This window comes from Sulfitobacter sp. W002 (genome assembly GCF_025142135.1).
Taxonomy (GTDB): Bacteria; Pseudomonadota; Alphaproteobacteria; order Rhodobacterales; family Rhodobacteraceae; genus Sulfitobacter; species Sulfitobacter profundi.
Window position 1 is genome coordinate 773,097 of sequence record NZ_CP081126.1, and the last position, 23,027, is coordinate 796,123.

Sequence of the window (23,027 nt, forward strand, 5' to 3'; positions counted from 1 at the left end):
TTATCCTTTCACGGATCCAGCGGTCAGACCGCGGACAAAGTATTTCCCGGCAATCACATAGACCAAGAGGGTCGGCAGACCTGCGATGATCGCGGCGGCCATGTCCACGTTGTATGCCTTGATGCCAGTGGTCGAATTGACGATGTTGTTGAGCGCCACGGTGACGGGCTGGGTGCCTGCCTGACTGAACGAAACGCCGAAGAGGAAGTCATTCCAGATTTGGGTGAACTGCCAGATCACAGTCACCACGATGATCGGCAGCGACAGCGGCAGGAAGATCGACCAGAAGATGCGGAAGAACCCCGCGCCATCCACTTTGGCCGCCTTGGTCAGTTCGGACGGGATCGAGACATAGTAATTGCGGAAGAACAGCGTGGTGAAGCCGAGCCCATAGATCACATGAACGAAGATCAGCCCCGGAATGGTGCCCGCCATGCCCATCAGCCCCAGCACCCGCGCCATCGGCAAAAGCACCACCTGAAAGGGGATGAAGCAGCCGAACAACATCAGCGAAAAGAAAAGGTTCGCGCCACGAAAGCTCCATTGTGCCACGACATAGCCGTTCATCGCACCAAGCAGCGTCGAGATTGCCACCGCCGGAAGGGCGATCAGCACAGAGTTCCAGAAGAATGGCCGCACCCCTTCGCATTGGATGCCGGTGCAGGCTTCTGACCATGCCGTGCGCCATGCGGCGAAAGTCACCTCGCGGGGCAGGGCGATCAGATCACCGGTGCGGATCTCCTCAAGGCTTTTCAGCGAGGTCGTCAGCATCACGAAAAGCGGCAGCAGGTAGAACAGTGCGAAGAGCACCAGTACGATGTAAAGCACCCAGCGTAAGACGATCTTGCCTATCTGGCGATCCGCCGGGGCCTGCGCCTGAGACATTGAGAGTTCAACCATCTTTGGACCTCAATTCCGAATAAAGATAAGGGACCACAATCGAGAAGACGACGAGCATCATAATCATGGCGGAACTGGCCGCCTGACCGATATCGCCGCGCGAAAACGCCATGGCATACATGTAGGTGGCAGGCAGATCGGTCGCATAACCCGGGCCGCCGCCGGTAAGCGCGATGACCAGATCAAAGCTTTTGACGGCAAGGTGCGACAGCACGATGAAGGCCGACAAGAAGATCGGTGCCATCGCCGGAATGATAATCGCCGTATAGACCCGCCATGTCGGGATGCCGTCGACCTGAGCGGCCTTGATGATCTCGCCATCGACGGAGCGCAGACCGGCGAGAAACAGCGCCATCACGAAACCGGAACTTTGCCAAATTGCCGCGAGGACGATCGTGTAAATCGCCATGTCGGGGTCAACAAGCCAGTCGAAGGTGAAATCTTCAAACCCCCAGCCGCGCACCATGGCCTCAAGACCAAGCCCCGGATTAAGGATCCATTTCCACGCCGTGCCGGTGACGATCATCGACAGCGCCATGGGGTAGAGGTAAATCGTGCGTATTGCGCCTTCGGTGCGGATGTTCTGGTCGAGTAAGATGGCCAGCGCGAGGCCCAGCACCATAGCGATTACGATAAACAGAATACCGAAGACGAAAAGGTTGCCAAAGGCGGTCTCCCAGCGGGGCGACGCAAACAGCCGTTCGTATTGAATGAAGCCTTCGATTTCATATTTTGGCAGCAGGCGCGAGCGCGTCAGCGAGACCCATGCGGTCCAGGCGATGAAGCCGTAGACGAAGATCAGAACTGCGATGAACGAGGGCGCCAGAACCAATTTGGGCGTGTTTTCTTCAAGCCACTTGATCATTTGATTGTCCCGGATTTGGCCTGCCCCCACGAAAACGCGGGGGCAGGAGCAGGCGTTACATGCTGTTCGCGATACCGTCTGCGAGCATCTGGACCGCATCGGCAGAGGACATGTCCGAGTTGAAATGCGCCGTCACCACATCGGTGATCGCACCGGCCTGCGCGCCGCGCAGGGCCATGCCATGTGCATAGCTTGGCAGCAGCGCATCACCGTCGGAACTGGCTTGCATGTCATCGGCGGAAAGACGGGCGCAGTCGTCGAATTCATCCAGCGCTACATCGGTGCGTGCGGGGATCGACCCTTTGTTGAGGTTGAACACCTTTTGGAAGTTCTGACCGACGACCAGTTCAGCAAGCAGTTGCTGCCCGGCTTTCTTGTCTTCGCCATCGACGTCGAACATCGCGAAGCTGTCTACGTTGTAGAGGAAGCCTTCGCCCGGCGCAGAGGCACAGAGGAAGTCTTCGCCCGGCACTTTGCCTGCGGCCATAAACTCACCCTTGGCCCAGTCGCCCATGATCTGGAAGGCGGCTTCGCCGTTCATCACCATCGAGGTGGCGAGGTTCCAGTCACGGCCCGAGAAGTTGCTGTCGACAAAGCCACGCATGATGCGCATCTGGTCGAACACCGCAATCATAGCGTCAGAGGTAAGCGTCTCTTTGTCGAGCTCTACAAAGGCCTTGCGATAGCCTTCTGGCCCGAGGATGCCCAGAGCCACAGCCTCAAAAACCGTGGCGTCTTGCCAAGCCTGTCCACCATGCGCCAGCGGGATGATCCCGGCCTCTTGCAGTTTCTCGGCGGCGGCGTTGAACTCTTCCCACGTCGTCGGCATCTCAATGCCATTGGCACTTAGTACTTCCGCATTGGCCCAGATCCAATCGACCCGGTGCACGTTAACGGGGGCGGCACACCATGTGCCCTCACACTTCATATGGCCGGCGATGGAGGCGGGCAGCACCGCGTCCCAGTTGTTGGCTTCGGCAACATCAGAGATATCGGCCAGAACGCCTTCTTCGTACCATTCCTGAATTGCGGGGCCTTTGAGCTGCACCGCCGTCGGCGCATTGCCCGACAGCACGCGGGCGCGCAGTGCTGTCATCGCCGCGTCACCACCGCCACCGGCCACTGGCATATCGGTCCAACTGCCGCCCTTATCAGCGAACTCTTTCTGCAGAACGGCAACGGATTTGGCTTCGCCGCCAGATGTCCAATAGTGCAGCACTTCGGCGGTCGGTTCGGCAACAGCCGAAGTTGCTACAATCATCGACAGGGCAGAGACTGCCCCAGTTACATAGGCTTTCATTAGATGTCCTCCCGTGGAAACTACGGCCCTCCCAGACCGGATAACGGGAGACTGAGCCTGAAGGGCAAAGCATGCAATGCGGACATAGCGGGTATCTGCGCCCGACATGCATTTATTCCCATCGCCCGTTACAGCTTGTTACTTAGCCGTGGATTTTGTTGCATCATATTACATAAACGAGGGGCGAGGCAGCGGTATCCCGCGCCAGCCTAAGGAGGAGAGCGGTTGACGATTCCCCGAATTCTGGTGGTCGATGACGACCCCGAAATGCGTCAGATGATGACGCAATTCCTCCGTAAACACGGGACAATTGCGCTGCCCGCTGCCACGGAAGCCGAGGTTGCGGCTCATCTCGAAGGCGGGCGGGTCGATCTGATTTTGTTAGACGTCATGCTGGGGGACGAAAACGGGCTCGATATCTGTGGGCGGCTGCGACAGGAGCAGGATGTGCCGATCATCATGGTGTCGGCCCTTTCGGCAGATCACCAGCGTATGGAGGGCTACGCGGTGGGGGCCGATGATTACATCGCCAAGCCTTTTAACCCCGAACTCCTGCTCGCTCGCGTAAAGGCCGTGCTGCACCGAACGCGGCGGTCGTCTTCGCTGGTGCATCGCCGCAACACCAAGACGTTCACCTTTTCCGGCTGGACCTATGACGCAAAGCACAACGAGGCGCGCTCTCCTACCGGGGTTCAGGTGTCCCTTTCCCGGCGCGAGACTGCCCTGCTGCGGGTGCTTCTTGCAAATCCCCACATACCCCTGACCCGCGAGGAAATCGCCGTCGCGCTTGACGTCACCGGCGAGGCAGAACCGCAGGGCGAAGGACTTGGTCGCGCCATCGACGTGCTGGTCGGGCGGCTGCGCTCAAAGATTGAGGCAGATCCCAAGCACCCCAAATTTCTCAAAACCGAACGCGGGGTCGGCTACGTTTTTGCGGTCGACGTGATGGAACAGAATACGTGATCAAGCGCCGCAGCCTTCGGACGATCGGCAGCCTCCTCGTTATCGCGGCCTTCATAGCGGGCGGGCATGCCGTCTGGCTTTGGAGCAATTCAAATGCAAGCTGGCGGGCGCATCAGGAGCGGGCCTATGTCGCGGGCATCAACCTTTACTACGCCGTGCAAAACGGCACCGTTCCGGCCGAAGAGGTGCAAATTCGTGCCCTGTCACCGGAAGATCAGGTCCACGCCGCTAACGGGACCTTTCGCCAGATTTCGCATGCCCCGCTCGCCGCGCGGGTGACCATCGTCTTGATCTCTGCCGACAGCGCCAACAGTCAGACCGGTGCGCCCCTCACCATGGCGATCTTGTCGCCCGATCTTACCTACAAACTGGCCGAGATTCCTAACCGGGCCTATCAAACGGCAGCGGAAAAGGCGGGCGAGGTGTTTCGACTGGTAGCCTCCTATTGCACCGATCCGGTCGTGCTTGCCCAGATGGGCAGCGCCCCGTGGTTTGAGATTGACGGCGCTTCGGTGCTCAACTGCGACGCAGCGCCCGCCGACCATCGCATGTGGGCAGTTCTGCTGGCCGCACTCTCCATGGGGGCGATCCTCACGGTGATCCTGAACCTCTCGGCTGAGTTTTCTCAATTCGCCGAACAATTGCGCAGCCGCCGACGCATCGGTGGCCCGGCGAGCTATGAGTTGCCCGGACCACAAGAATTGCAGGAGATCGTCGCCGCCGTGAACAGTTTCCTCGAAGATGAGCGCCAGCAATTGTCCAGCCGCGCTGCCGTCCTTTCAGGGGTCAGTCACGACCTTGGAACACCCGCCACGCGGCTTCGGCTGCGGACTGCGCTGATCCCGGATTCCGAATTGCGCCAGAAGCTTGAGGCCGATATCGACAGCATGACAGGCATTATCGAAAGCGTGCTGACCTATACGCGGGCCGAGATGAATGTCGAAGCGCCCCGCAAGCTCTCGCTCGGCTCGCTGATCGATTCAATCGTCGCGGACTATCAGGATATGGGCAAGGATGTGACCTTCCGCGAAGGCTCTGACATTATTGTGCAAGGCGCGCGCTCGGTCTTCACGTCGCGGCAGGGCCAAAGCGTATTCGCACCTGACCGGGATGTTACCGTGATGGGGCGGCCGATCTCGCTTGAACGCGCGGTAACAAACCTTATCGAAAACGCCCTCAAATACGGTCGACGCGCCATCGTCGCGTTGGAAGCCGATGCCCAGACGGCAACGATCGTTATCGAAGACGAGGGCTCGGAAAGCTCTGCTGCCGATATGGAAGCTCTGATGGCGCCATTCCAGCGCGGTACCAACACAGCAACGATCGACGGTTATGGCCTTGGCCTTACAATCGTCGCAGCGATTGCGAAAATGCACGGTGGATCGCTGTCGTTCAAGGACACGCCCGTCGGCCTATCCGCCTGCCTTTTGATCGATAGAGGGTGATTAAAGAGGTTAATTGGTGCCGCGTTTGGAACATTCACAGTGACGAAATGCGCGCCGTTGCAATCGCTGCACTTTATCGCGATTGGCAGCATCGCCATAGGCGCAGGTATCTCAACGCCGTTCCGCATTTCATTGCGTTTTATGATGGCGTATTGGTCGATGTCACGAGAGTTCCCAGTACAAACATCAATCGCGTCCATTGGGGTGGACATCGCGAATTGACGTTTCGTCCGATCTGTCGACCTTCACTCTTCGAAAATGCTGCGCCATGCATGGCCGGTTTGGTGATGCTACACTGCAGCGCTCGGCCGTGAAGCGAACGGCAGGTAAGGGCCGGTATTACCTATCAAAGCGAGTAGTAATCGGCTTGCCAACGTGACACTCGGCAGTCGAATACCCCGCAAGGGACTTGCATCGGCGGTGTGCATGGCAAACTGGCCCTGAGGAAAATGGTTGCGACGATAGGCGGTGGGCCGATATTCTGGCTAACTTGCGTGGCCCCGAGCGTTGAGGAGCATTGGCAAAAGCTCTCCCAACCATAGGCTGGGCCTATTTGCGTGGAATCCGTGATCGGTATCTCTTCTGCGGCAATTAATGCTCAACAGGAGAGACCCAAATGAAAGCCCCCACCACCCTAATCAAAGGCGGCCTGCTGGCGGTTAGCCTTGCGGCCTTAGCACCGGTTGCCGCCTTGGCCGCCGATGTGTCCATCCGACTTGGCCACGTTCTGCCGGAAAGCCACAGCTGGCACACCGCTGCAAGCGGGTTCGCGGACGAAGTGAACAACCGCACCGAGGGCCGCGTCGCGATTGAGGTCTTCCCGTCAGGCCAGCTTGGCAGCGAAAAAGAAGTGATCGAGGGCCTGCAATTCGGCTCGGTTCAGGCCGGACTGATCGGCTCAGGCTCGTTCCAAGGGATCGAGCCACGCATGGGCATCATTGAGATGCCCTACGCATGGGGTGCCCGCGAACAGGCGTTTGCCGCGCTCGACGGCGATCTGGGCGGCGCGCTGGCCGATATGATGGACGACAAAGGCATCAAGGTTCTGGGTTGGTGGGAAAACGGCTTCCGCAACATCACCAATAATGTCCGCCCGGTTGAAAAGCCGGAAGACCTCGCCGGTCTAAAAATCCGCGTCACACCAGACAAGGTGCGGCTTGCGACGTTCGAAGGACTGGGCGCTGAGCCCGCACCGCTGTCCTTCGGTGAGCTATATTCAGCGCTGCAACAAGGCCTATTTGACGCGCAGGAAAACCCGCTTGCGATCATCTACTCGGCCTCTTTCTTTGAGGTGCAGAAGTACGTCTCGCTGTCTGAGCACATCTGGGGTGCCGCGACGCTGACCATGTCGAGCGCGACGTGGGATGAAATCTCGCCCGAGGACCAGACCATCGTGATGGAGGCCGCCACTACTTGGGGTCTGAAACAGCGTGATATGGTTGCCGCCGCGAATGACGAGTTGATTGCGCAGCTTGAAGCAAAGGGCATGGCGTTCAACGAGGTCGACAAGGCGGCATTTATCGAAGCGGTCGCGCCGATCTGGGAAAGCCAGAAGGACGTCTATGGCGAAGATCTTCTGGCCATCCTTGACCAGTACCGCAAATGACCCTGCGGCCGGAGATCACAGAAGTTGCATCGGTGGAGCCGGTGCAACTTTTCGACTTTACACAGAAAGTGCTGTTTTCACCGGCGGCGCGCGGCGAGGGCTTTATCAAGCTTTCCGTGACTACCGGCCTAAAGGGGGCGAAGTCCACCGCGCACAGCCATCCCCGTGACGAGGTTACGCTCACACTTAAAGGAGAAGCGATCCTACGGGCAGGGGGCGAGGAATTCCACATGACCGAAGGCACCGCCGTACGCTTGCCGCCGGGGCTCGATCACACGGTCGAGGTGATCTCAGACGAATGGGTCGTTGTCGCGGCCTATTGCGACGAATGCATGCTCTGTCGCGGACCGGAAGGATTTCTGAAACCATGACACTCGGGACCGGGTCGCTGCGCGCGGCCACTTTGATCGACCGTGCTGCGCGCTGGTTTGGCGCCGCACTGGTGGCGGGGTTTGCCGCGATGGTCGTCTACGTCGTCATCTCGCGCTACCTGTTTTCTTCCACGCCGCGTTGGGCCGAGGAACTGCCCCGGTTGGCGTTGGTCTGGCTCACCTTCGTGGGCGCGATCTCGGGCTTTGTGCGCGGCTCGCATTTTCGTGCCGGGCTGCTCGACCTGATCGCCATGCCGCCGATGCTGCGCCGTGGGCTGGCCGTTCTTGCTTGGCTGGCGAGCTTTGTTTTTCTGGCGGTGTTTATCTGGACGGGCTGGAAACTGACCGGGATCACATGGTCACACCAGACGACCGCGCTCTCGCTACCTGTAGGTCTGTTCTACCTCTCCCTGCCGGTCTGCTGCGGCCTCGCCCTTCTGGGCCTCATCTTGAAAGGGGGCCGGACATGAGCCTTGCGCTTGCTCTTCTTCTCGTGGTCTTCGTTGTATTGGTGCTGCTGGACGCGCCGATTGCCGTTGCCTTGGGCCTGTCGTCGATGTTTTACCTGCTGATTGCCGATGCTGCGCCAATGATCGTTGTGGCCCAGCGGGCCGTGGCAGGGATCAACAGCTTTACGTTGCTAGCAATCCCACTGTTCCTACTTGCCGGGCTGTTAATGGTCCATGGCGGGCTCGCACCCCGTATCATCGCACTGTGTTCGGCGCTCATCGGGCGGCGCACTGGCGGGCTGGCGATGGTTATGATCATTGCTTGCATGATGTTCGGCTCGCTTTCCGGGTCTGGCGTGGCCGATGTGGTGGCGATCGGGACGATGATGCTGCCTGCAATGCGCGACCAAGGCTATGCGCCGGGGTTCAGCGCGGCGGCTCTGGGCTGCGCGGGGTCTCTCGGCACCGTGATACCACCTTCAATCGTGCTGATCGTCTATGGCACCGCCACCAACAGCTCAATCGGCCAGCTTTTCGTGGCCGCGATCATACCCGGCATCCTTCTGGGCCTCGGGCTGATGCTGGTCGCCTGGTGCATTTCGCGCCGCAACGGATGGCAGGGCGGTGAACCGTTTTCTTGGGGTGAACTTGGCCAAGCTGCCAAGGGCTCGATCCTCGCCATGCTAGCGCCGATCATCATTGTCGGTGGGATCCGACTGGGGATATTTACCCCCACCGAAGCCGCGGGCATCGGCGTGGCCTATGCGCTTTTTATCGGCATTTTTGTCTATCGCGCGCTGAGCCTCAAGATGCTGGCCCAACTGTTGCGCGAGACCACGGAAATGACCGGTGTGATCTTGCTGGTGATTGCCGCGGCGTCGGTCTTTGGCTGGATCCTCGCTGCCGAACAGGTGCCGCAGATGGCCGTTGCAGGGATCACGCAGGCGACCGAAAGCGGCACTGTTGCCTTGCTGATGATGATGGCGGTCCTGTTGATCCTCGGCACGTTCATGGAAAGCATCGCGATCATCCTGATCCTCGCGCCGGTGTTCCTGCCGATCCTTGGCCACTACGGTATCGACCCCGTCTACTTTGGCATTTTGCTGACCATCAACCTTGCCATCGGCGCGAACACCCCACCGCTTGGCATCGACCTGATGGCCGCCTGCCGTGTGGGGCAAATTCCGCTTAGCGACTCGTTTAAATACCTCGTGCCGCTGCTTGGTGTGATGGTCGGCGTGTTGCTGCTGCTTGTCCTGTTTCCTGCTCTAATTACCGATCTTCCGGGCCTCTTGTTCTGATCCCGGCTCTCAAGAAAGAAAGTTTCTCATGTCAATAACTCCCGATACCCGCGTTGACCTCGATCGGTTCTGGTCGACCATTGAAGCCTCGGCAGAGATCGGCAAAGGCCGCCCGGGCGGGTTGTCGCGCCTAACGCTAAGCGATGACGACCAAGCCATGCGAGACCTGTTCCGAAAATGGTGCGCAGATGCAGGGCTGAGCGTTGAGGTGGACGCCGCCGGCAATATCTTTGGTCGCCGCGACGGCACCGATAACGACCTGCCGCCCATCCTGATCGGCAGCCATCTCGACACCCAGATCAACGGCGGACGCTTTGATGGCATCGCAGGCGTGCTGGCCGGGCTGGAAGTGATCCGCAGCCTCAACGATGCTGGCCATGTCACCAAACGCCCCATCGTTGTTGTCGATTGGACAAATGAGGAAGGCGCGCGGTTCTCGCCGCCGATGGTCGCGTCGGGCTGTTTCATCGGAAAATACGATATCGATTGGGTGCATGACCTAGTCGGCGACGATGGCGCGCGCTTTGGGGATGAGCTGGAGCGGATTGGCTACAAGGGCGACCGCGCCTGCAAGGCAGGCGAGATCGACGCCTATTTCGAGCTGCATATTGAGCAGGGACCGATCCTTGACGCGGAAAATCGACAGGTCGGCATCGTCACAGGTGGCTATCCGGTGCGCGGTATGCGGGCCTCGTTCAAGGGCCAAACCGCGCATACCGGACCGACACCGATGGACCTGCGCAAAAACGCCCTCGCTGCGGGCGCGCGCTGGCTGACGGCTGTAGATGACATTGGCTGGGATTTCGCGGTGCATGATGGCAAGGCCACCGCCGCACGGTTGACCGCCTGGCCCAATAAACCGGGCATCCTGTCGGACGAGGCCGAGGCGGTTTGCGATGTCCGGCATCCCGATCCGATCACGACCCGTGCGATGGCGGAAAAGATGCGCCGTGCGCTTTATGAATCCGCTGCGCGCTGTGGTTGCGAGGCGCAGATCGAAGATGAATGGGAATGGGGTGGCGACATCTTCGATCACGAGATGATCGACGGCATCCGCGATGAGGCGATCCGAATGGGTTTCAATTGGCGCGATATCCAGAGCCAAGCGGGCCATGACGCCTACTTCTTGGCCACCCACTGCCCGACGGCGATGATCTTCACGCCCTGCGAAAACGGCATCACCCACAATAACGAAGAAAATTGCACGCCCGAGAATTTCGTCGCCGGGCTGAATATCTTGCTGCATGCCGTCGTCAATCGGGCCGATCGATGAGCGCATTGATCGGGCATGAGGCGCTTGAAGCCTCGCTGGACTGGCCCGATCTGATCGGGCAATTGCGCGACTGGTACTGCGGCAACGCGGTGCAGGCCCCGGACCGGCAGGTGCTGAGCATCGCTCAGCCCGATGGCAGCGAAGCCTCGCTTCTGATCATGCCCGCATGGGTTCCGGGTGAAAGCATCGGCGTCAAGGTGGTGACCTTTTTTCCCGGTAACGCCGCCAAGGGGTGCCCGACGATCAATGCAGGGTATCTGTTGTTTAATGGCGAAACCGGACAGATGCAGGCGGCGCTGGATGGCGACGCATTGACCGCGCGGCGCACGGCGGCGGCCTCGGCACTGGCGGCGGATTTCCTCGCACGTAAGGACGCCCGTCATCTGCTGATCGTCGGCACCGGACAGCTTTCGCTCGCCGTGGCGGCGGCGCATTGTGCGGTGCGGTCTTACACAACGGTGTCGATATGGGGGCGCAGCCGCGAAAAGGCGGTGGCTGTCGCCGAAGCGCTCCGCGCACAGGGTCTGCCTGCGCAAGCCGCGCGTGACCTCGAAGTGGCGTGCCGAGCCGCGGATGTGATCAGCACAGTCACCGCCTCGACAGCGCCGATCATCCATGGCCACTGGCTCAAACCCGGCAGTCACCTTGACCTGATTGGTGCCTTTAAGGGTGATATGCGCGAAAGCGACGGTCAGGCGATCATGCAGGCGGAGCTCTTCGTTGATCTGCGCGCCGGGGCCTCGCTGGCGGGTGACCTTGCTCAGCCGCTGGACGCAGGGCAGATCACGCCGGGCCACATCCGTGCCGATCTGACCGAATTGTGCCAAAGGGCGCATCCGGGCCGGAGGGATGACATAGCACGCACTGTGTTCAAATCCGCAGGCATGGCGCTTCAGGACTTGGCTGCGGCCAACCTAGCGCGCGATCACGCCATATCGGGGTAAAGCGCCAGTAGTTCCTGCGCGATATCGACGAATTTCTGCTCCGAGGGCGACAGCTTCTCTCTCGGGGCATGCACGAGATAGACATCGGCGCCGATGGCCTCGTCGGTGATCTTGAGCGGCCAGAGATCGCCGCGCCGGATGTCGTCCTGCGCGGTCATCAGCGGCAGGATGCCAACGCCAAGTCCGGCCACGATCATCCTGCGAACCTCTTCGATGTTGGTGCTCAGCCCGTTGATGCGGCTGCCCAGCCGGGTGCCTTCGCGCAGAACCGACATCGGCTCGAGCCCCATGCCTTCGGTGGCGCAGGCGAAGCTGATGAAGGGCTCGTGCCTGAGATCGCGCAGTGCCACGGTCTCCTGCCCAAAGAGCGGATGCTCGGCACCGCAAAAGACGAGGAACTCTTCTCGAAATAGGCGTATCGACGGCAGATTGACCAACGGTTTGGCCAAGAGGCAAAATCCGATCGTGCCGCGCCCCTGTTGGATCGAGCGGACGATGGACTGGCTGTTCTGGACCTCGCTTTGAAAGGCCACAGAAGGGTAACGCTGATGGTAAAGCCGCAGCAACTCGTCCAACATCGGTGACACCAGATTGCTGATGATCTGATACCGGACCTGCCCCCGTTCCTCTTCTTCAGCATTGCGCACCAGAAGGTTGATCCGCTCGGCACTGTGAAAGATATCGCGGCATTCCTGAAAAATCTTGTCGCCGCGTGTCGTCAGTTCGAAATGGCGGCTGTCGCGGAAGACCAACTGGCAATCGAGTTGCGCTTCGAGCTTTTGCAGCGCATTGCTGACCGAAGGCTGGCTTAGGCCCAGTTGCCTGGCCGCCTTGGTGATGCTCCGCTCTTTCGCAATCATGTAGAACATGCGCAGCAAGTTCCAGTTCAGGTCGGATTGCGATTGGGTGATCATGGGGGCGACTCGATTTTGTTCGGGTTAGCTGAGAATGCCCTATTTTTGGTCACTGGCCACATAGTCAATGCGAATGCCTGTGATTGACAGCGCCTATGTGGCGCAGCTGTGCGCTTCGCCCGCCTTCGGATAGGCTTGCCGCTCATTTAATCGGAAAGCGAAAAGCATGAGCATCACACGACTGCACCCAGGCCCGCGGATGAGCCAGGCCGTCATTCACAACAACACCGTCTACCTCGCCGGCCAAGTCGGCACCGCCGGTGCGGATGTCGCCACCCAAACCCAGGACTGCCTGAACGCCATCGACCGCCTGCTGGATGAGGCAGGCAGCAGTAAATCCAAGCTGTTGCAGGTTATTATCTGGCTGGACGACATGGCAGATTTCCAAGAGATGAACGCGGTCTACGACGCATGGATTGATCCTGCCAATCCGGCCGCGCGTGCTTGTGGCGAGGCCAAGCTGGCCACGCCTGACTACAAGGTGGAATTCATCGTCACCGCGGCGGTCTGAGCACCGCATCCCGTCCCGGGAGTTATGCCTGTCATAACTCCCGGCTATTTGACCCATTAGCTCTCTCGCCGCCATCCTTTTCCTAGAAAACAGGCGACAGGACAGAGCATGACAGCCCAACTCGACCTCTCGGACATCGAAACGGCGACACTGGGCCATTTCCTTGAAACCGGCTTCATGGCGCCATCGCTGCAGGGGCTGTTGCCCGGCCGTCGGGTATTTGGCCCGGCGCTGACCGTGCGCATACAAGGCGACGATGGCGCGATGCTCACCGATGCACTCTCTGCCGCGAAACCCGGACAGGTCATCGTCATCGACCGTTGCGGCGATCTGCGCCATGCCTGCTGGGGCGCGGTTACCACCGCCGCCGCCAAGGCGCGCGGCGTGGTGGGCGCGGTGATTGACGGCTTTGTCACCGACCGGTCCGCGATAGAGCACGAAGACTTCCCCGTCTGGTGCCGCGGCCGCTCGCCAATCACCACCAAGCCGCGACGGCTTGGCGGCGACTTCAACGTGACTGTGGGCTGTGGCGGTGTCTCCGTTCGGCCTGGCGATATCATCCTCGCCGACGAAAACGGCGTTGTCGTGCTGGACAAGAAACAGGCCGCAAACCACGCGGCGCGCGCCCGCAAGATGCAGGAAGACGAGGTCGGGATTCTCAATCGCCTGCGCGCGGGCGAGACACTGGCCGACATCACGCGGGGCGCAAAGCAGCCTTCCTAGAACCGGAAAACCGGCACCACCCTTCTTCACTTCACTCAACCGACAGAGAGACCCATGACTCAAACTGTATCCAGAAAACGCTTAACCGGGATGGCGGCGCTTGCCGCCAGCACAGCGCTGATGCTGGGCACGCCCGCATTGGCCGACAAGGCATCCAATACGCTCAACGTGGCCTTCGCCGCCGAGCCCGAGCCGCTTGACACCTATAAGATCGCCGGTCGTCAGGGCCTGATCCTCGCGCGGCACATCTATGACGGGTTGCTTTACAAGAACCTCGACACGGGAGAGATCGTGCCCGCGCTGGCGGAATCTTGGGAATTCACCGGGCCGCTGACGATGGAGTTCACTCTGCGTCAGGGCGTGAAGTTCCATAACGGTGCCGATTTCACCGCCGTCGACGTGGTTGAAACGCTCAACACCGTGATCACCCCGGAATACGGCACCCGCTATTCGATTTCGGTCGACTGGATCGACAACGTCGAGATGCTGGGCGATTACAAGGTGCGCATCAATATGTCCAAGCCCTTTGCCGGCGCGGTCGAGATGCTGGCCGATGCGCTTCCGATCTATCCGCATGAGTTCTTTGCTGAAAAAGGGTCTGCCGGGATAGCCGCCACACCGATCGGCACCGGGCCCTACAAGCTGGTGAGCCAAGAGCCGGGCATTCGCTACGAAATGGAACGGTTCGAAGATCACTACGCCGGCAGCCCTAAAAGCGGCGCGAGCATTAACAAGATCACCGTCCGTACCATCCCCGAAATGAACACCCAGTATGCCGAGTTGATGTCGGGCTCGCTTGACTGGATCTGGCGCATACCCCCGGATCAGGCGTCGCGTCTGGAAGGCCGGGTACAGATCATCAGCGCGCCGATCATGCGCATCGGATATGTGGGTTTTGCTCCAGAAGCGATGGCAGGCGACACGCCGATTGCCGACAAGAAGGTACGTCAGGCGCTAATCCATGCCACCAACCGAGGCGCGATTGTCGAAGCTTTCGCGGGCGGCGCCTCCGAGGTGCTGAATACCCCCTGCAACCCGGCCCAATTCGGGTGCGCGCAGGACGTTGCGGCCTATGAATACGACCCGGAGAAAGCCAAGGCTCTGTTGGCCGAAGCAGGCTATGAAGACGGCTTCGAGATGGAAATGGTGTTTGCCGCCATGCCCCGCCCGACGGCCGAGGCGGTGGCCGCGGACCTCGCGAATGTCGGCGTGACGCTGGAGCTGAACGAACAGCAGTATTCCTCGGGTATCGGCAAGTGGCGCGCTAAGGAGCTTCCGGCGTTCTTTTCGAACTGGGGCAGCTACGGCATTGGCGACACGGCGTTTATCCTGTCGAACTTCTTTGGCGGCGGCGCGGACGATCTTGTGCAGGACGCCGAGTTGGCTGAATGGCTGACCGAGGCCGATACCGCATCCGACCGCGAGGTGCGCGCCGAGAACTACGCCAAGGCCGTCAAGAAGGTCGCGGACGAGGCCTATTGGATGCCGATGTACAACTTTAACGTCAACTACGGGCTGTCCAACGACCTGAACTTCACCCCGCACCCCGACGAGTTCGCCCGTTGGTGGGCGGCCAGCTGGAAATAGGCTGACCCCTCCAGCGGAACAGGGCCGGGCGGACCGCTCCCCACCGTCCGGCCCCTATTAATGGAAAGACCCATGCTCTCTTTCATCTCTAAACGCATGCTCGTGGCGTTGTTGGTCTGTGTGACCGTATCCGCGCTGAGTTTCGGGCTCATGTTCCTGTCGGGCGACCCCGCAATTGCCATCGCGGGCTCAGGTGGCCGGGCCGAAGATGCCGAGGCTATTCGTATTGCCTATGGCTTTGATCAGCCGCTGATCGTGCAATACCTTGACTGGATCGGCAGCGCGCTGACCGGGAATCTAGGCCAGAGCATCTATTTCAACGTGCCGGTGACCGAAATCATCGGCAACCGTGTCGGCGTCACGCTGACATTGGGGTTCGTCTCTTTCGTCGTCGCGCTGGTGATCGCGGTGCCGTTGGGGGTCGCGGCGGCGCTTAGGCCGAACGGCTGGATTGACCGCCTCGCGCTGGTGATCGCCGTGTCGGGGCAAGCGATCCCAAGCTTTTGGCTGGGACTCATGGCCATCGTTGTTTTTGGTGTCTGGTACGGCATGGTACCCATTTCGGGCGCAGACACATGGCAGGGCTACATCCTGCCGGTCATCGTACTCAGCTATTACGCTATCCCGGAACTCATGCGCATCACCCGCTCAGGGATGATCGACGTTTTAGCAACGGACTATGTGCGCGCCGCGCGGGCCAAGGGGTTGCCGATGCATCTGGTGATTTCACGCCACGCCCTGCGCAACGCGATTTTGCCTTTGGTATCACTTGCGGCGGTGCAACTGGGACAGCTTCTATCAGGGTCCATCGTAATCGAGAGCGTCTTTGCGCTGAACGGTCTGGGGCGGTTGGCATGGGAGTCACTCCTACGCAGTGACCTGCCGGTGGTGCAGGCCATCATCTTAATCCTATCGTTGCTCTACGTGGTGCTGACCACGCTAGCGGATATATTCAACGCGGTGCTTGACCCGCGCCTGCGGGGGGCCTCCTGATGTCCGAAGTCACCATGGAAACCGCACGGCCCAGCCTTTGGCGCAAGATGCGCGGCAATACCGGGGCGCTGATTGGCGGCACGCTGCTGGCGGGGATCATTCTGATTGCGCTGTTGGCGCCGTTGCTCGCCCCGCATGACCCGATCGCGCAGGACCTGACACGCCGCCTTCTGCCGCCGTTCTGGCATGACCGTTCCGTGCCCGAACACCTTCTGGGCACCGATCACCTTGGCCGCGACTACCTGTCGCGCCTGATCTATGGCGCGCGGGTGTCTCTGGGTGTGGGGCTGGGGGTTATCCTCGTCTCGGGTGCCATCGGCATCACGCTGGGCCTTTTTGCAGGTTATTTTGGCGGCTGGATCGACATGGTTATCAGCTTTGCCATCACAACCCGGCTGTCGCTGCCCATCGTGCTGGTCGCACTGGCGGCGGTGGCACTTGGCGGCGCGTCGCTGATCACGCTGATAACGGTTCTGGGCCTGCTGCTCTGGGATCGGTTCGCCGTCGTCACCCGCGCTGCCGCACAAAGCCTTCGGCATCAGGAATTCATCATGGGCCTGCGGGCCATCGGGGCGAGCCGAACCCGCATCCTATTCCTCGAGATTCTGCCCAATATGCGCGCCACGATCCTTGTCGTCGTCTCGCTGGAGGTCGCAAACGTGATCCTTCTGGAAGCCGCGCTCTCCTTCCTCGGGCTGGGGGTGCGCCCACCGACGCCAAGCTGGGGGCTGATGATTTCCGAGGGTCGCGACAATATTCTGTTTGATCCGTGGCTGATCGCCCTTCCCGGATCGGCGCTCTGTCTGCTGGTGCTCGCGGTGAACCTCTTTGGCGACGGACTGCGCGATATAACGGGACCTGCACGGAAATGACCGAGATGATGCTTGATATTCGCAACCTGCGCGTTTCGATCCCCACCGACCGGGGCATCTTGAACGCGGTTCGCGGGGTGGATCTGCAAATTGCCAAGGGCGAGACGCTCTGCCTTGTGGGCGAGTCGGGCTGCGGCAAATCGCTGACCGCGATCTCGATCATGGGACTGCTGCCGCGCTACGCCAAGGTCACATCCGATCGCTTTCAGATGGCGGGTCAGGACCTGACCACGAGGACCGATGGCAAGCTGGCAAAGCTGCGTGGCCGTGACGTTGCGATGATCTTTCAGGATCCGACCAGCGCGCTGAACCCGACGCTGACCATCGGGCGCCAGCTGACCGAAGGCGTCATGCGCCACGAAAAGCTAGGCCGTAAGGACGCTGACACCCGCGCCATCGAGATGCTTGACCGCGTGGGCATCGCCAATCCGGCGGCGCGGCTGACGCAATATCCGCACGGGTTCTCCGGCGGCCAACGCCAGCGCATCATGATCGCTTCGGCGCTCATGGGGCGCCCCGGACTGCTGATCGCGGACGAGCCGACGACCGCGCTGGATGTGACCATTCAAGCTCAGATCTTGGCGCTTCTGGGTGAGCTGCAGAGCGATCTTGGCCTGTCGCTTTTGCTAATCACGCATGATCTGGGCGTGGTCGCGGCCATCGCTAACGATGTCGCGGTGATGTACGCCGGACGCATCGCCGAACGCGCGCGCGCCGCTGACCTCTTTGCCGCGCCGCGCCATCCCTATACCCAAGGCCTACTTGCTGCGATCCCGGTGCCGGGCGTCACCCCGCGCGGGAGCGAATTGCCCGCCATTCCGGGCCGCGTGCCGGGGCTGATCGGCACAATGCATGGCTGCGCCTTTCGCGACCGCTGCGCCCTTGCGGGGCCGGGCTGCATCAATGACCCGGTGCCGCGCGTCGACACCGGTCCCGGTCATTTCGTTGAATGTGTCAGGGCAGCGGAGGTGGCAGCATGACGCCCCCCATGATCCGAATGACCAACATCCGCAAAGCCTACCGTCTGCGCCGCGGCATGTTTGCTCCGACCGAGGAGCTGGTGGCGGTCAACGACCTGTCGCTTGAGGTGTCCGAGGGCGAAACGCTTGGGCTCGTCGGCGAATCCGGTTGCGGCAAAAGCACGGCGGTCAGCATTATGCTGGGCCTGTTGCAGCCCGACCAAGGCGAGGTCGAGATCGCGGGCCAGAAGATCGGCGCCATGCCGGTGGCCGACCGCGTGCGGCTGATCCAACCGGTGTTTCAGAACCCCAATGCCTCGCTCAACCCGGTCAAGCGCATTCAGACCCTCGTCGGCCAGCCGCTGCGCCTGCACGGCGGCACAAATGTCGACGCCGAGGTCAAGCGAATGCTCAATCTGGTGGGGCTGCCCGCGCGATTGGCCGATGCCTATCCCGGCGAGCTTTCGGGCGGGCAAAGGCAGCGTGTCGCCATCGCCCGCGCGCTCATCCTCGGCCCGCGTGTGCTGATCTGTGACGAGCCGACCTCGGCACTCGATGTCTCGGTACAGGCGCAGATCATCAATCTGCTGCTTTCGCTCAAGAAAGAGCTTGGCCTCACGATGGTTTTCGTCAGCCACAATCTGGCCGTGGTCGAGCATTTGGCAGACCACGTGGCTGTTATGTACCTTGGGCAGAAGATTGAAGAAGCCGGAACCGATACACTTTTCGAAAATCCCTGCCATCCCTATACACGTGCCCTTCTTGCCGCGACCTTGTTGCCGGACCCACAGGTAGGGCTGCCGGAACAAAAGCTGGGCGCGGCGGCGGCGGACCCGTTTGCCGCACGCCGCGGGTGCCTTTTCGCGCCGCGCTGTCCGGATGTGCGGGAAAGCTGTGTCAAAGGCCCGCAAGAACTCCGGGAGTTGCGCGACACCCATGTCAGGTGCGAGCGGGCGGCATGACGTCGTGTTCGTTCTGTCGCTGAACCACGCCGGTGAGCATTTCGGCAACGCGCTGTTTTGCTTTGCGTGCAGGAACGAGACCCGCAGCCCCGAGCCCTTCGCCAAACATAAGGGCAGGCTGCGGTAAATCGCGATCAATCGGCAGAACCTGCGCGAGGCGCTAGGCGGTAATCCCCCCACTGAAGCGAACCACCCCTGCAGGCCGGTCTTGGCAAGCTTTTTGAGCAACGCCACTCACGTAGACTTCTTCGACAGCGCGGTCGTCCCCCATGATTTGCAGCACGAACAACTCCTCCGCGAGGCTCTCGGCGCGCTCCATGCGCAGGGCCATCGCGCTCGTGGCAGATGAATTCAAAATCACAACGTCTGCCTCTGTTCCCGATGCCAACGTACCGATTTTGTCCTCCAGACCCAGAACATTGGCGTTGCCTCGTGTCGCCCAATCGAAAGCTTGGAGCGGATGCATAGATTGCCCCTGTAGCTGCAGAACTTTATAGCCCTCCTTCAGAGTTTGGAGCATCGAATAACTTGTGCCTGCGCCTACATCTGTCGCAATCCCGCTTTGAACGCCATGCGCAGTTAGGTTGCGATGATCAAACAGACCGCTACCGAGAAAAAGGTTCGAGGTGGGGCAGAACACGGGATGCGCGCCGGTTTCCGCCAGCGCGTCAACCTCTCTAGGTTCGAGATGAATGGCGTGCCCTAACAATGTGTTGTCCCGCAACAGGCCGTAGGACTGGTACACATCCAAATAATCACGCGCCTGCGGATAAAGCTCTCTGGTAAAGGCGATTTCATCTTTGTTTTCGGACAAATGCGTCTGGATGTGGCAATCAGGATGCTCCGCACCGAGCGCCATCGCCGTTTCCATCTGCTCTGGCGATGACGTGATGCCGAACCGGGGCGTTATGACATAGCCGTTCCGGCCTTTGCCGTGCCATTCGGAGATCAACGCCTTTGTTTCATCATACCCTTTCTGCGGCGTGTCGAGAAGATCGGCTGGCGCATTGCGGTCCATCAAGACCTTACCGCCCAGCATCCGCATATTGCGCCGCGTCGCTTCTGAGAAAAAAGCATCCGCCGAGGTCTTGTGAACCGAACAATATGCGGCGGCGCTGGTCGTGCCATGCGCAACCAACTGGTCAAAGAACGCCTGTGCCATGCGGTGACTGTGGTCTTCGCAGGCAAAGCGCGTTTCTTCCGGGAAAGTGTAATTGTTGAGCCAGTCCAGCAGTTGCGAACCCCATGAGGCGATCACCTGCACCTGCGGAAAGTGAATATGGGTGTCGATGAAACCTGCCATCATCAAATGAGGGCGGTGATCCGTGATCGGCACATCGGGGGCTTTGGCCAATATACTGTCGAAGGGACCACCGTCTTGAATGATGCCATCGCTGATAAACAAACCGGCATCTTCAAGGTAGGTGTAGGCTTGGGTATCAGAGCCATCTTGCGGCGCGCGGTGAAAGGTCAACAGGCGACCGCGAAGCAGTTTTTGGGTCATAGGGTTCTCAAATCTAGGGAAGAGTTTAGAGGGGCGGCGACCAGCCGCCCATCGTTTGGTTACGCCTGATGGGCGGGCATATCTTCATCCATGAAGTCTGGCTCATCGGGCACAACAATGCGGTGCTCTAGGTCCTCTTTCGGTGCGACCAACGGATATAGGTACATGAAGGCGCCGACGATCAGGTAGCCTATGGTGATCGGGTCCAGCTGCGGCAGTTGCAGCTTGTAGGAATGAATGATCCCGACCGACGACATCAAAGACGCCGCGATTGCAAAACCGCCTGCCATTTTGAAGCGTCCGTCAATGATGTCAGCGACGATCGCACCCCAGATAAGTCCGGTGATAATCGCCCCCTGACTAAGCGCCAGATGGCCTTCGTAATGTGCGCCTTCCATCAAAAGCGCAGCGGTGAGCGCTTCGTCACCCAAAGATGGCAGACCCTCAACGCCGGAACTGCGCAGGGCATTCATCAACGAACCCCACTTGGTCACCAAGAAGGCCGAGATATGCGGCAGGATGGCGAAGGACACGGCGGCCATATGCATCGGCTTTACCGCCCATGCCGTATTGGTGATCAGGCTGACGGATACGAAGACCAAGACCGGTGCGGCCGCGGCAACCGGGATCAGACCTGCAAGGAACGACAAGAGCCCGACAAATGCGGCAGCGGCGATGACGACAGCAACACCAATGATATAGCCCGCATGTGCATCAAGCCGTTTGTAGGCGGGATGGCCGATGTAGACAGTCGTCGGAAAGGGCGATCCAAAGAGTGCGCCCAGCATCGTGCCCGCCCCATCAGTAACCTGACACAGACCGACCGGATAGTGGTCGCCTGCCGCTTCCGCAGATTCCACGTTGTTCATGGTTTCGATGAAGTTGTAGATCTGCACCGGGATCAGCACGAGGAACAGTTCAGGGTTCGCGAACAGGTACTGAATGCCGGCAAGTAGATCGCCGATGTAGGGAACCGGCGGGTAGAATCCGATTCCGCTCACGTCAACTTTGGACTCCCCCAAGACAATGGCGATCACTGTACCCGCAGCGATTGCCACCAGACCGGCAGGCAAGTTGCCCGGAAGGCGAAACCGTCCGATCAGCCCCCATAGGATGAACAACAACGAGGTGAAGGCGATAATCGGGCTTTCGAAAATCTGCGCCAAGGGCACAGAGCCGATAAACACAAGCGCGATGCCGCATAGGGTGCCGAGCATGCCCGCGCGCGGCGTGATCTCTTTCAACCACGGCCCGACGATAGCCCCGAGAGCGGCGACGACACCGCCCATGAAGCCCGCCCCGATGCCGACCTGCCATGCCAGCAACGGGTCGTTCGTGGCCCAGTAGATTGGCCCGATGACCCCGAACAGATAGACGAACATCACGGGTGTCGAGATGCCGTAGGGCAGGGCGGTCACGTCTTTGCCCTGTTTGTTGGCTGCCCATTTGGCCATATAGGTATAGACCGCAACACCGGCCAGAATGGCGATGGCCGCGCCGGGTACGATGCGGCCAAAAACGATCTCGGGTGGCATCTGAAACACGAACTGGCAAACGCCAGTCAGGATCAGCAAGTTGACAAGGTTGTCGGTAAATAACGCCCAAAAAGCGTTAAAATCGCTGCGTGCAAACAGCTTGTAGTTATAAGTCCTCCCGTCCATGACGGTCTCCTCCACTGATAGGGCGGAACGCCTCTGGCCAATCAGGCCAGTCTCCCCGTTCGGCCCAGATATGCGCGCCCTTGGGGCGCTTCTATTGCCCCGATCGGGGCGGTTGCGGCAGTTTCAGTGGTCAATTCAGCGATCACCTCGGCAACCACGAAGGCTGCAATGACGCTGGGCCGCTTGTCGCGGCTACCGCATGCCCCAATGGGGCAATTCAAATCTTCGATCGTTTGGCCGTCGCAGTGCATGCGCGCCCAGTTTTTAAATTTTGCGCGCTTGGTCGCCGAGCCGATCATACCGACGTACAAGGCATCACCCCGTTCCAACGCGGCGGAGGTCAGCAGAAAGTCTAACGCATGATCATGGGTCAGAACGATAAAGGCACTGCCTGCTGGCGCGCTCCAGATATCGGCCTCTGGCAGCACGCTGATACGGGTCTCTACCGCTGCCGTATTGAGAGCGATCTCCTCGGTTCGGGTGTCAATCAGGATGCATCTGACGGGCAAATGTTGAAACAGGTCGGCCAAGGCCCGCCCGACATGACCGGCCCCCATGACATAGGCATGAGGCAGGGCGGCTTTTGTCTCGCGAGCCCGGTCCGCTGCGGCGCGCTTGTCTGATGACCGCATCCGCGTCAGGCGGATTTCGACCCTTCCCCCGCAGCATTGGCCGATCTCAGGGCCAAGCGGCACGTCTAACTCTCGCACCAAATCTCCGCTCTGCAGCATGTCCCGCGCTGCTTGGATGGCCAGAAATTCCAGCTGGCCACCGCCTATCGTTCCCCAAAGCCCTTGGGCAGAGGCAAACATCTCAGTTCCCTCGTTCCGGGGGGAGGAACCACGCACGCGGGTCAGTGCGACGCGAATGACCGATGCATGTGCCGCAAGAAATTCATCCAATGAAACGGCGCTATTCGACATG

General features: G+C 60.2%; 22 protein-coding genes. 15 read left to right on the plus strand and 7 right to left on the minus strand.

Going from position 1 to position 23,027, the window contains the following annotated elements; translation table 11 throughout:
- From K3758_RS03785 to K3758_RS03795, 3 genes are read right to left on the minus strand one after another with little or no spacing between them, the layout of a single operon-like run.
- Positions 1 to 900, minus strand: coding sequence for a carbohydrate ABC transporter permease (locus tag K3758_RS03785; RefSeq protein WP_259947770.1), 900 nt, complete (start codon positions 898 to 900; stop codon positions 1 to 3).
- Positions 893 to 1,765 (minus strand): carbohydrate ABC transporter permease, encoded by an 873-nt coding sequence (locus tag K3758_RS03790; RefSeq protein WP_120350315.1) that lies wholly within the window; start codon positions 1,763 to 1,765, stop codon positions 893 to 895. The genes K3758_RS03785 and K3758_RS03790 overlap by 8 nt, the downstream gene beginning before the upstream one ends.
- Before the next feature lie 55 nt (positions 1,766 to 1,820).
- On the minus strand, positions 1,821 to 3,065 hold the full coding sequence (locus tag K3758_RS03795; protein WP_259947774.1) for an ABC transporter substrate-binding protein: 1,245 nt from the start codon (positions 3,063 to 3,065) through the stop codon (positions 1,821 to 1,823).
- 225 nt (positions 3,066 to 3,290) lie between these two features.
- Between K3758_RS03795 and K3758_RS03800 the strand changes: the two genes are divergently transcribed.
- The 8 genes from K3758_RS03800 (at position 3,291) to K3758_RS03835 (ending at position 11,417) form a co-directional block, all read left to right on the plus strand.
- Entirely contained in the window at positions 3,291 to 4,028 is a 738-nt protein-coding gene (locus tag K3758_RS03800) for a response regulator transcription factor (protein WP_259947775.1), read from the plus strand.
- Complete coding sequence (locus K3758_RS03805; protein ID WP_259947777.1) at positions 4,025 to 5,473, plus strand: HAMP domain-containing sensor histidine kinase; 1,449 nt, start codon at positions 4,025 to 4,027, stop codon at positions 5,471 to 5,473. Before K3758_RS03800 ends, K3758_RS03805 begins: the two co-directional genes overlap by 4 nt.
- A gap of 616 nt (positions 5,474 to 6,089) precedes the next feature.
- Positions 6,090 to 7,079: a DctP family TRAP transporter solute-binding subunit gene (locus K3758_RS03810; RefSeq protein ID WP_259947779.1), complete on the plus strand. Its 990-nt coding sequence runs from the start codon at positions 6,090 to 6,092 to the stop codon at positions 7,077 to 7,079.
- On the plus strand, positions 7,076 to 7,450 hold the full coding sequence (locus K3758_RS03815) for a cupin domain-containing protein (RefSeq protein ID WP_259947781.1): 375 nt from the start codon (positions 7,076 to 7,078) through the stop codon (positions 7,448 to 7,450). Before K3758_RS03810 ends, K3758_RS03815 begins: the two co-directional genes overlap by 4 nt.
- Positions 7,447 to 7,920 carry a TRAP transporter small permease gene (locus K3758_RS03820; RefSeq protein ID WP_259947783.1) on the plus strand — a complete coding sequence of 158 codons (474 nt, stop codon included), beginning with the start codon at positions 7,447 to 7,449 and terminating at the stop codon, positions 7,918 to 7,920. The genes K3758_RS03815 and K3758_RS03820 overlap by 4 nt, the downstream gene beginning before the upstream one ends.
- Positions 7,917 to 9,200, plus strand: a complete 1,284-nt coding sequence (locus K3758_RS03825; protein ID WP_259947785.1) for a TRAP transporter large permease — start codon at positions 7,917 to 7,919, stop codon at positions 9,198 to 9,200. The genes K3758_RS03820 and K3758_RS03825 overlap by 4 nt, the downstream gene beginning before the upstream one ends.
- A 28-nt stretch (positions 9,201 to 9,228) precedes the next feature.
- A complete protein-coding gene (locus K3758_RS03830; protein ID WP_259947787.1) occupies positions 9,229 to 10,473 on the plus strand; it encodes a Zn-dependent hydrolase in 1,245 nt (414 codons plus the stop codon).
- Positions 10,470 to 11,417, plus strand: coding sequence for an ornithine cyclodeaminase family protein (locus tag K3758_RS03835; protein WP_259947789.1), 948 nt, complete (start codon positions 10,470 to 10,472; stop codon positions 11,415 to 11,417). The genes K3758_RS03830 and K3758_RS03835 overlap by 4 nt, the downstream gene beginning before the upstream one ends.
- Here the strand turns inward: K3758_RS03835 and K3758_RS03840 are convergent.
- Positions 11,399 to 12,331 carry a LysR family transcriptional regulator gene (locus K3758_RS03840; protein ID WP_259947791.1) on the minus strand — a complete coding sequence of 311 codons (933 nt, stop codon included), beginning with the start codon at positions 12,329 to 12,331 and terminating at the stop codon, positions 11,399 to 11,401. The two genes, K3758_RS03835 and K3758_RS03840, sit on opposite strands and share 19 nt — an antisense overlap.
- A 166-nt stretch (positions 12,332 to 12,497) precedes the next feature.
- Here K3758_RS03840 and K3758_RS03845 point away from each other — a divergent pair, with 166 nt between their 5' ends.
- The 7 genes from K3758_RS03845 (at position 12,498) to K3758_RS03875 (ending at position 18,938) form a co-directional block, all read left to right on the plus strand.
- A complete protein-coding gene (locus tag K3758_RS03845; RefSeq protein ID WP_259947793.1) occupies positions 12,498 to 12,842 on the plus strand; it encodes a RidA family protein in 345 nt (114 codons plus the stop codon).
- 108 nt (positions 12,843 to 12,950) lie between these two features.
- On the plus strand, positions 12,951 to 13,565 hold the full coding sequence (locus tag K3758_RS03850) for an RraA family protein (RefSeq protein ID WP_259947795.1): 615 nt from the start codon (positions 12,951 to 12,953) through the stop codon (positions 13,563 to 13,565).
- A 54-nt stretch (positions 13,566 to 13,619) separates the two neighbouring features.
- Positions 13,620 to 15,152, plus strand: coding sequence for an ABC transporter substrate-binding protein (locus K3758_RS03855; protein WP_259947796.1), 1,533 nt, complete (start codon positions 13,620 to 13,622; stop codon positions 15,150 to 15,152).
- Positions 15,153 to 15,224: 72 nt separating this feature from the next.
- The gene (locus tag K3758_RS03860; protein ID WP_259947797.1) at positions 15,225 to 16,145 is read left to right on the plus strand and encodes an ABC transporter permease; all 921 of its coding nucleotides are present in this window, start codon (positions 15,225 to 15,227) and stop codon (positions 16,143 to 16,145) included.
- Complete coding sequence (locus K3758_RS03865; protein WP_259947799.1) at positions 16,145 to 17,017, plus strand: ABC transporter permease; 873 nt, start codon at positions 16,145 to 16,147, stop codon at positions 17,015 to 17,017. Before K3758_RS03860 ends, K3758_RS03865 begins: the two co-directional genes overlap by 1 nt.
- Positions 17,018 to 17,022: 5 nt before the next feature.
- Positions 17,023 to 17,997: an ABC transporter ATP-binding protein gene (locus tag K3758_RS03870; protein WP_409202623.1), complete on the plus strand. Its 975-nt coding sequence runs from the start codon at positions 17,023 to 17,025 to the stop codon at positions 17,995 to 17,997.
- Positions 17,994 to 18,938, plus strand: coding sequence for an oligopeptide/dipeptide ABC transporter ATP-binding protein (locus K3758_RS03875; RefSeq protein WP_259947803.1), 945 nt, complete (start codon positions 17,994 to 17,996; stop codon positions 18,936 to 18,938). Before K3758_RS03870 ends, K3758_RS03875 begins: the two co-directional genes overlap by 4 nt.
- Positions 18,939 to 19,098: 160 nt before the next feature.
- On the opposite strand, the gene guaD is transcribed toward K3758_RS03875, so the two are convergent.
- From guaD to xdhC, 3 genes are read right to left on the minus strand one after another with little or no spacing between them, the layout of a single operon-like run.
- Positions 19,099 to 20,442, minus strand: coding sequence for a guanine deaminase (guaD, locus tag K3758_RS03880; protein WP_259947805.1), 1,344 nt, complete (start codon positions 20,440 to 20,442; stop codon positions 19,099 to 19,101).
- Positions 20,443 to 20,501: 59 nt separating this feature from the next.
- Entirely contained in the window at positions 20,502 to 22,103 is a 1,602-nt protein-coding gene (locus K3758_RS03885) for a xanthine/uracil/vitamin C permease (RefSeq protein ID WP_259947807.1), read from the minus strand.
- 41 nt (positions 22,104 to 22,144) lie between these two features.
- Positions 22,145 to 23,026, minus strand: coding sequence for a xanthine dehydrogenase accessory protein XdhC (xdhC, locus tag K3758_RS03890; RefSeq protein WP_259947809.1), 882 nt, complete (start codon positions 23,024 to 23,026; stop codon positions 22,145 to 22,147).
- Position 23,027: the final 1 nt, after the last annotated feature.

What these genes read in the sequence shown, in the direction of transcription:
- K3758_RS03785 (WP_259947770.1), bottom strand. Translation starts at nt 900, where the DNA reads ATGGTTGAACTCTCAATGTCTCAGGCGCAGGCCCCGGCGGATCGCCAG.
- K3758_RS03790 (WP_120350315.1), bottom strand. Translation starts at nt 1,765, where the DNA reads ATGATCAAGTGGCTTGAAGAAAACACGCCCAAATTGGTTCTGGCGCCC.
- K3758_RS03795 (WP_259947774.1), bottom strand. Translation starts at nt 3,065, where the DNA reads ATGAAAGCCTATGTAACTGGGGCAGTCTCTGCCCTGTCGATGATTGTA.
- K3758_RS03810 (WP_259947779.1), top strand. Translation starts at nt 6,090, where the DNA reads ATGAAAGCCCCCACCACCCTAATCAAAGGCGGCCTGCTGGCGGTTAGC.
- K3758_RS03815 (WP_259947781.1), top strand. Translation starts at nt 7,076, where the DNA reads ATGACCCTGCGGCCGGAGATCACAGAAGTTGCATCGGTGGAGCCGGTG.
- K3758_RS03820 (WP_259947783.1), top strand. Translation starts at nt 7,447, where the DNA reads ATGACACTCGGGACCGGGTCGCTGCGCGCGGCCACTTTGATCGACCGT.
- K3758_RS03825 (WP_259947785.1), top strand. Translation starts at nt 7,917, where the DNA reads ATGAGCCTTGCGCTTGCTCTTCTTCTCGTGGTCTTCGTTGTATTGGTG.
- K3758_RS03830 (WP_259947787.1), top strand. Translation starts at nt 9,229, where the DNA reads ATGTCAATAACTCCCGATACCCGCGTTGACCTCGATCGGTTCTGGTCG.
- K3758_RS03835 (WP_259947789.1), top strand. Translation starts at nt 10,470, where the DNA reads ATGAGCGCATTGATCGGGCATGAGGCGCTTGAAGCCTCGCTGGACTGG.
- K3758_RS03840 (WP_259947791.1), bottom strand. Translation starts at nt 12,331, where the DNA reads ATGATCACCCAATCGCAATCCGACCTGAACTGGAACTTGCTGCGCATG.
- K3758_RS03845 (WP_259947793.1), top strand. Translation starts at nt 12,498, where the DNA reads ATGAGCATCACACGACTGCACCCAGGCCCGCGGATGAGCCAGGCCGTC.
- K3758_RS03850 (WP_259947795.1), top strand. Translation starts at nt 12,951, where the DNA reads ATGACAGCCCAACTCGACCTCTCGGACATCGAAACGGCGACACTGGGC.
- K3758_RS03855 (WP_259947796.1), top strand. Translation starts at nt 13,620, where the DNA reads ATGACTCAAACTGTATCCAGAAAACGCTTAACCGGGATGGCGGCGCTT.
- K3758_RS03860 (WP_259947797.1), top strand. Translation starts at nt 15,225, where the DNA reads ATGCTCTCTTTCATCTCTAAACGCATGCTCGTGGCGTTGTTGGTCTGT.
- K3758_RS03865 (WP_259947799.1), top strand. Translation starts at nt 16,145, where the DNA reads ATGTCCGAAGTCACCATGGAAACCGCACGGCCCAGCCTTTGGCGCAAG.
- K3758_RS03870 (WP_409202623.1), top strand. Translation starts at nt 17,023, where the DNA reads ATGATGCTTGATATTCGCAACCTGCGCGTTTCGATCCCCACCGACCGG.
- K3758_RS03875 (WP_259947803.1), top strand. Translation starts at nt 17,994, where the DNA reads ATGACGCCCCCCATGATCCGAATGACCAACATCCGCAAAGCCTACCGT.
- guaD (WP_259947805.1), bottom strand. Translation starts at nt 20,442, where the DNA reads ATGACCCAAAAACTGCTTCGCGGTCGCCTGTTGACCTTTCACCGCGCG.
- K3758_RS03885 (WP_259947807.1), bottom strand. Translation starts at nt 22,103, where the DNA reads ATGGACGGGAGGACTTATAACTACAAGCTGTTTGCACGCAGCGATTTT.
- xdhC (WP_259947809.1), bottom strand. Translation starts at nt 23,026, where the DNA reads ATGTCGAATAGCGCCGTTTCATTGGATGAATTTCTTGCGGCACATGCA.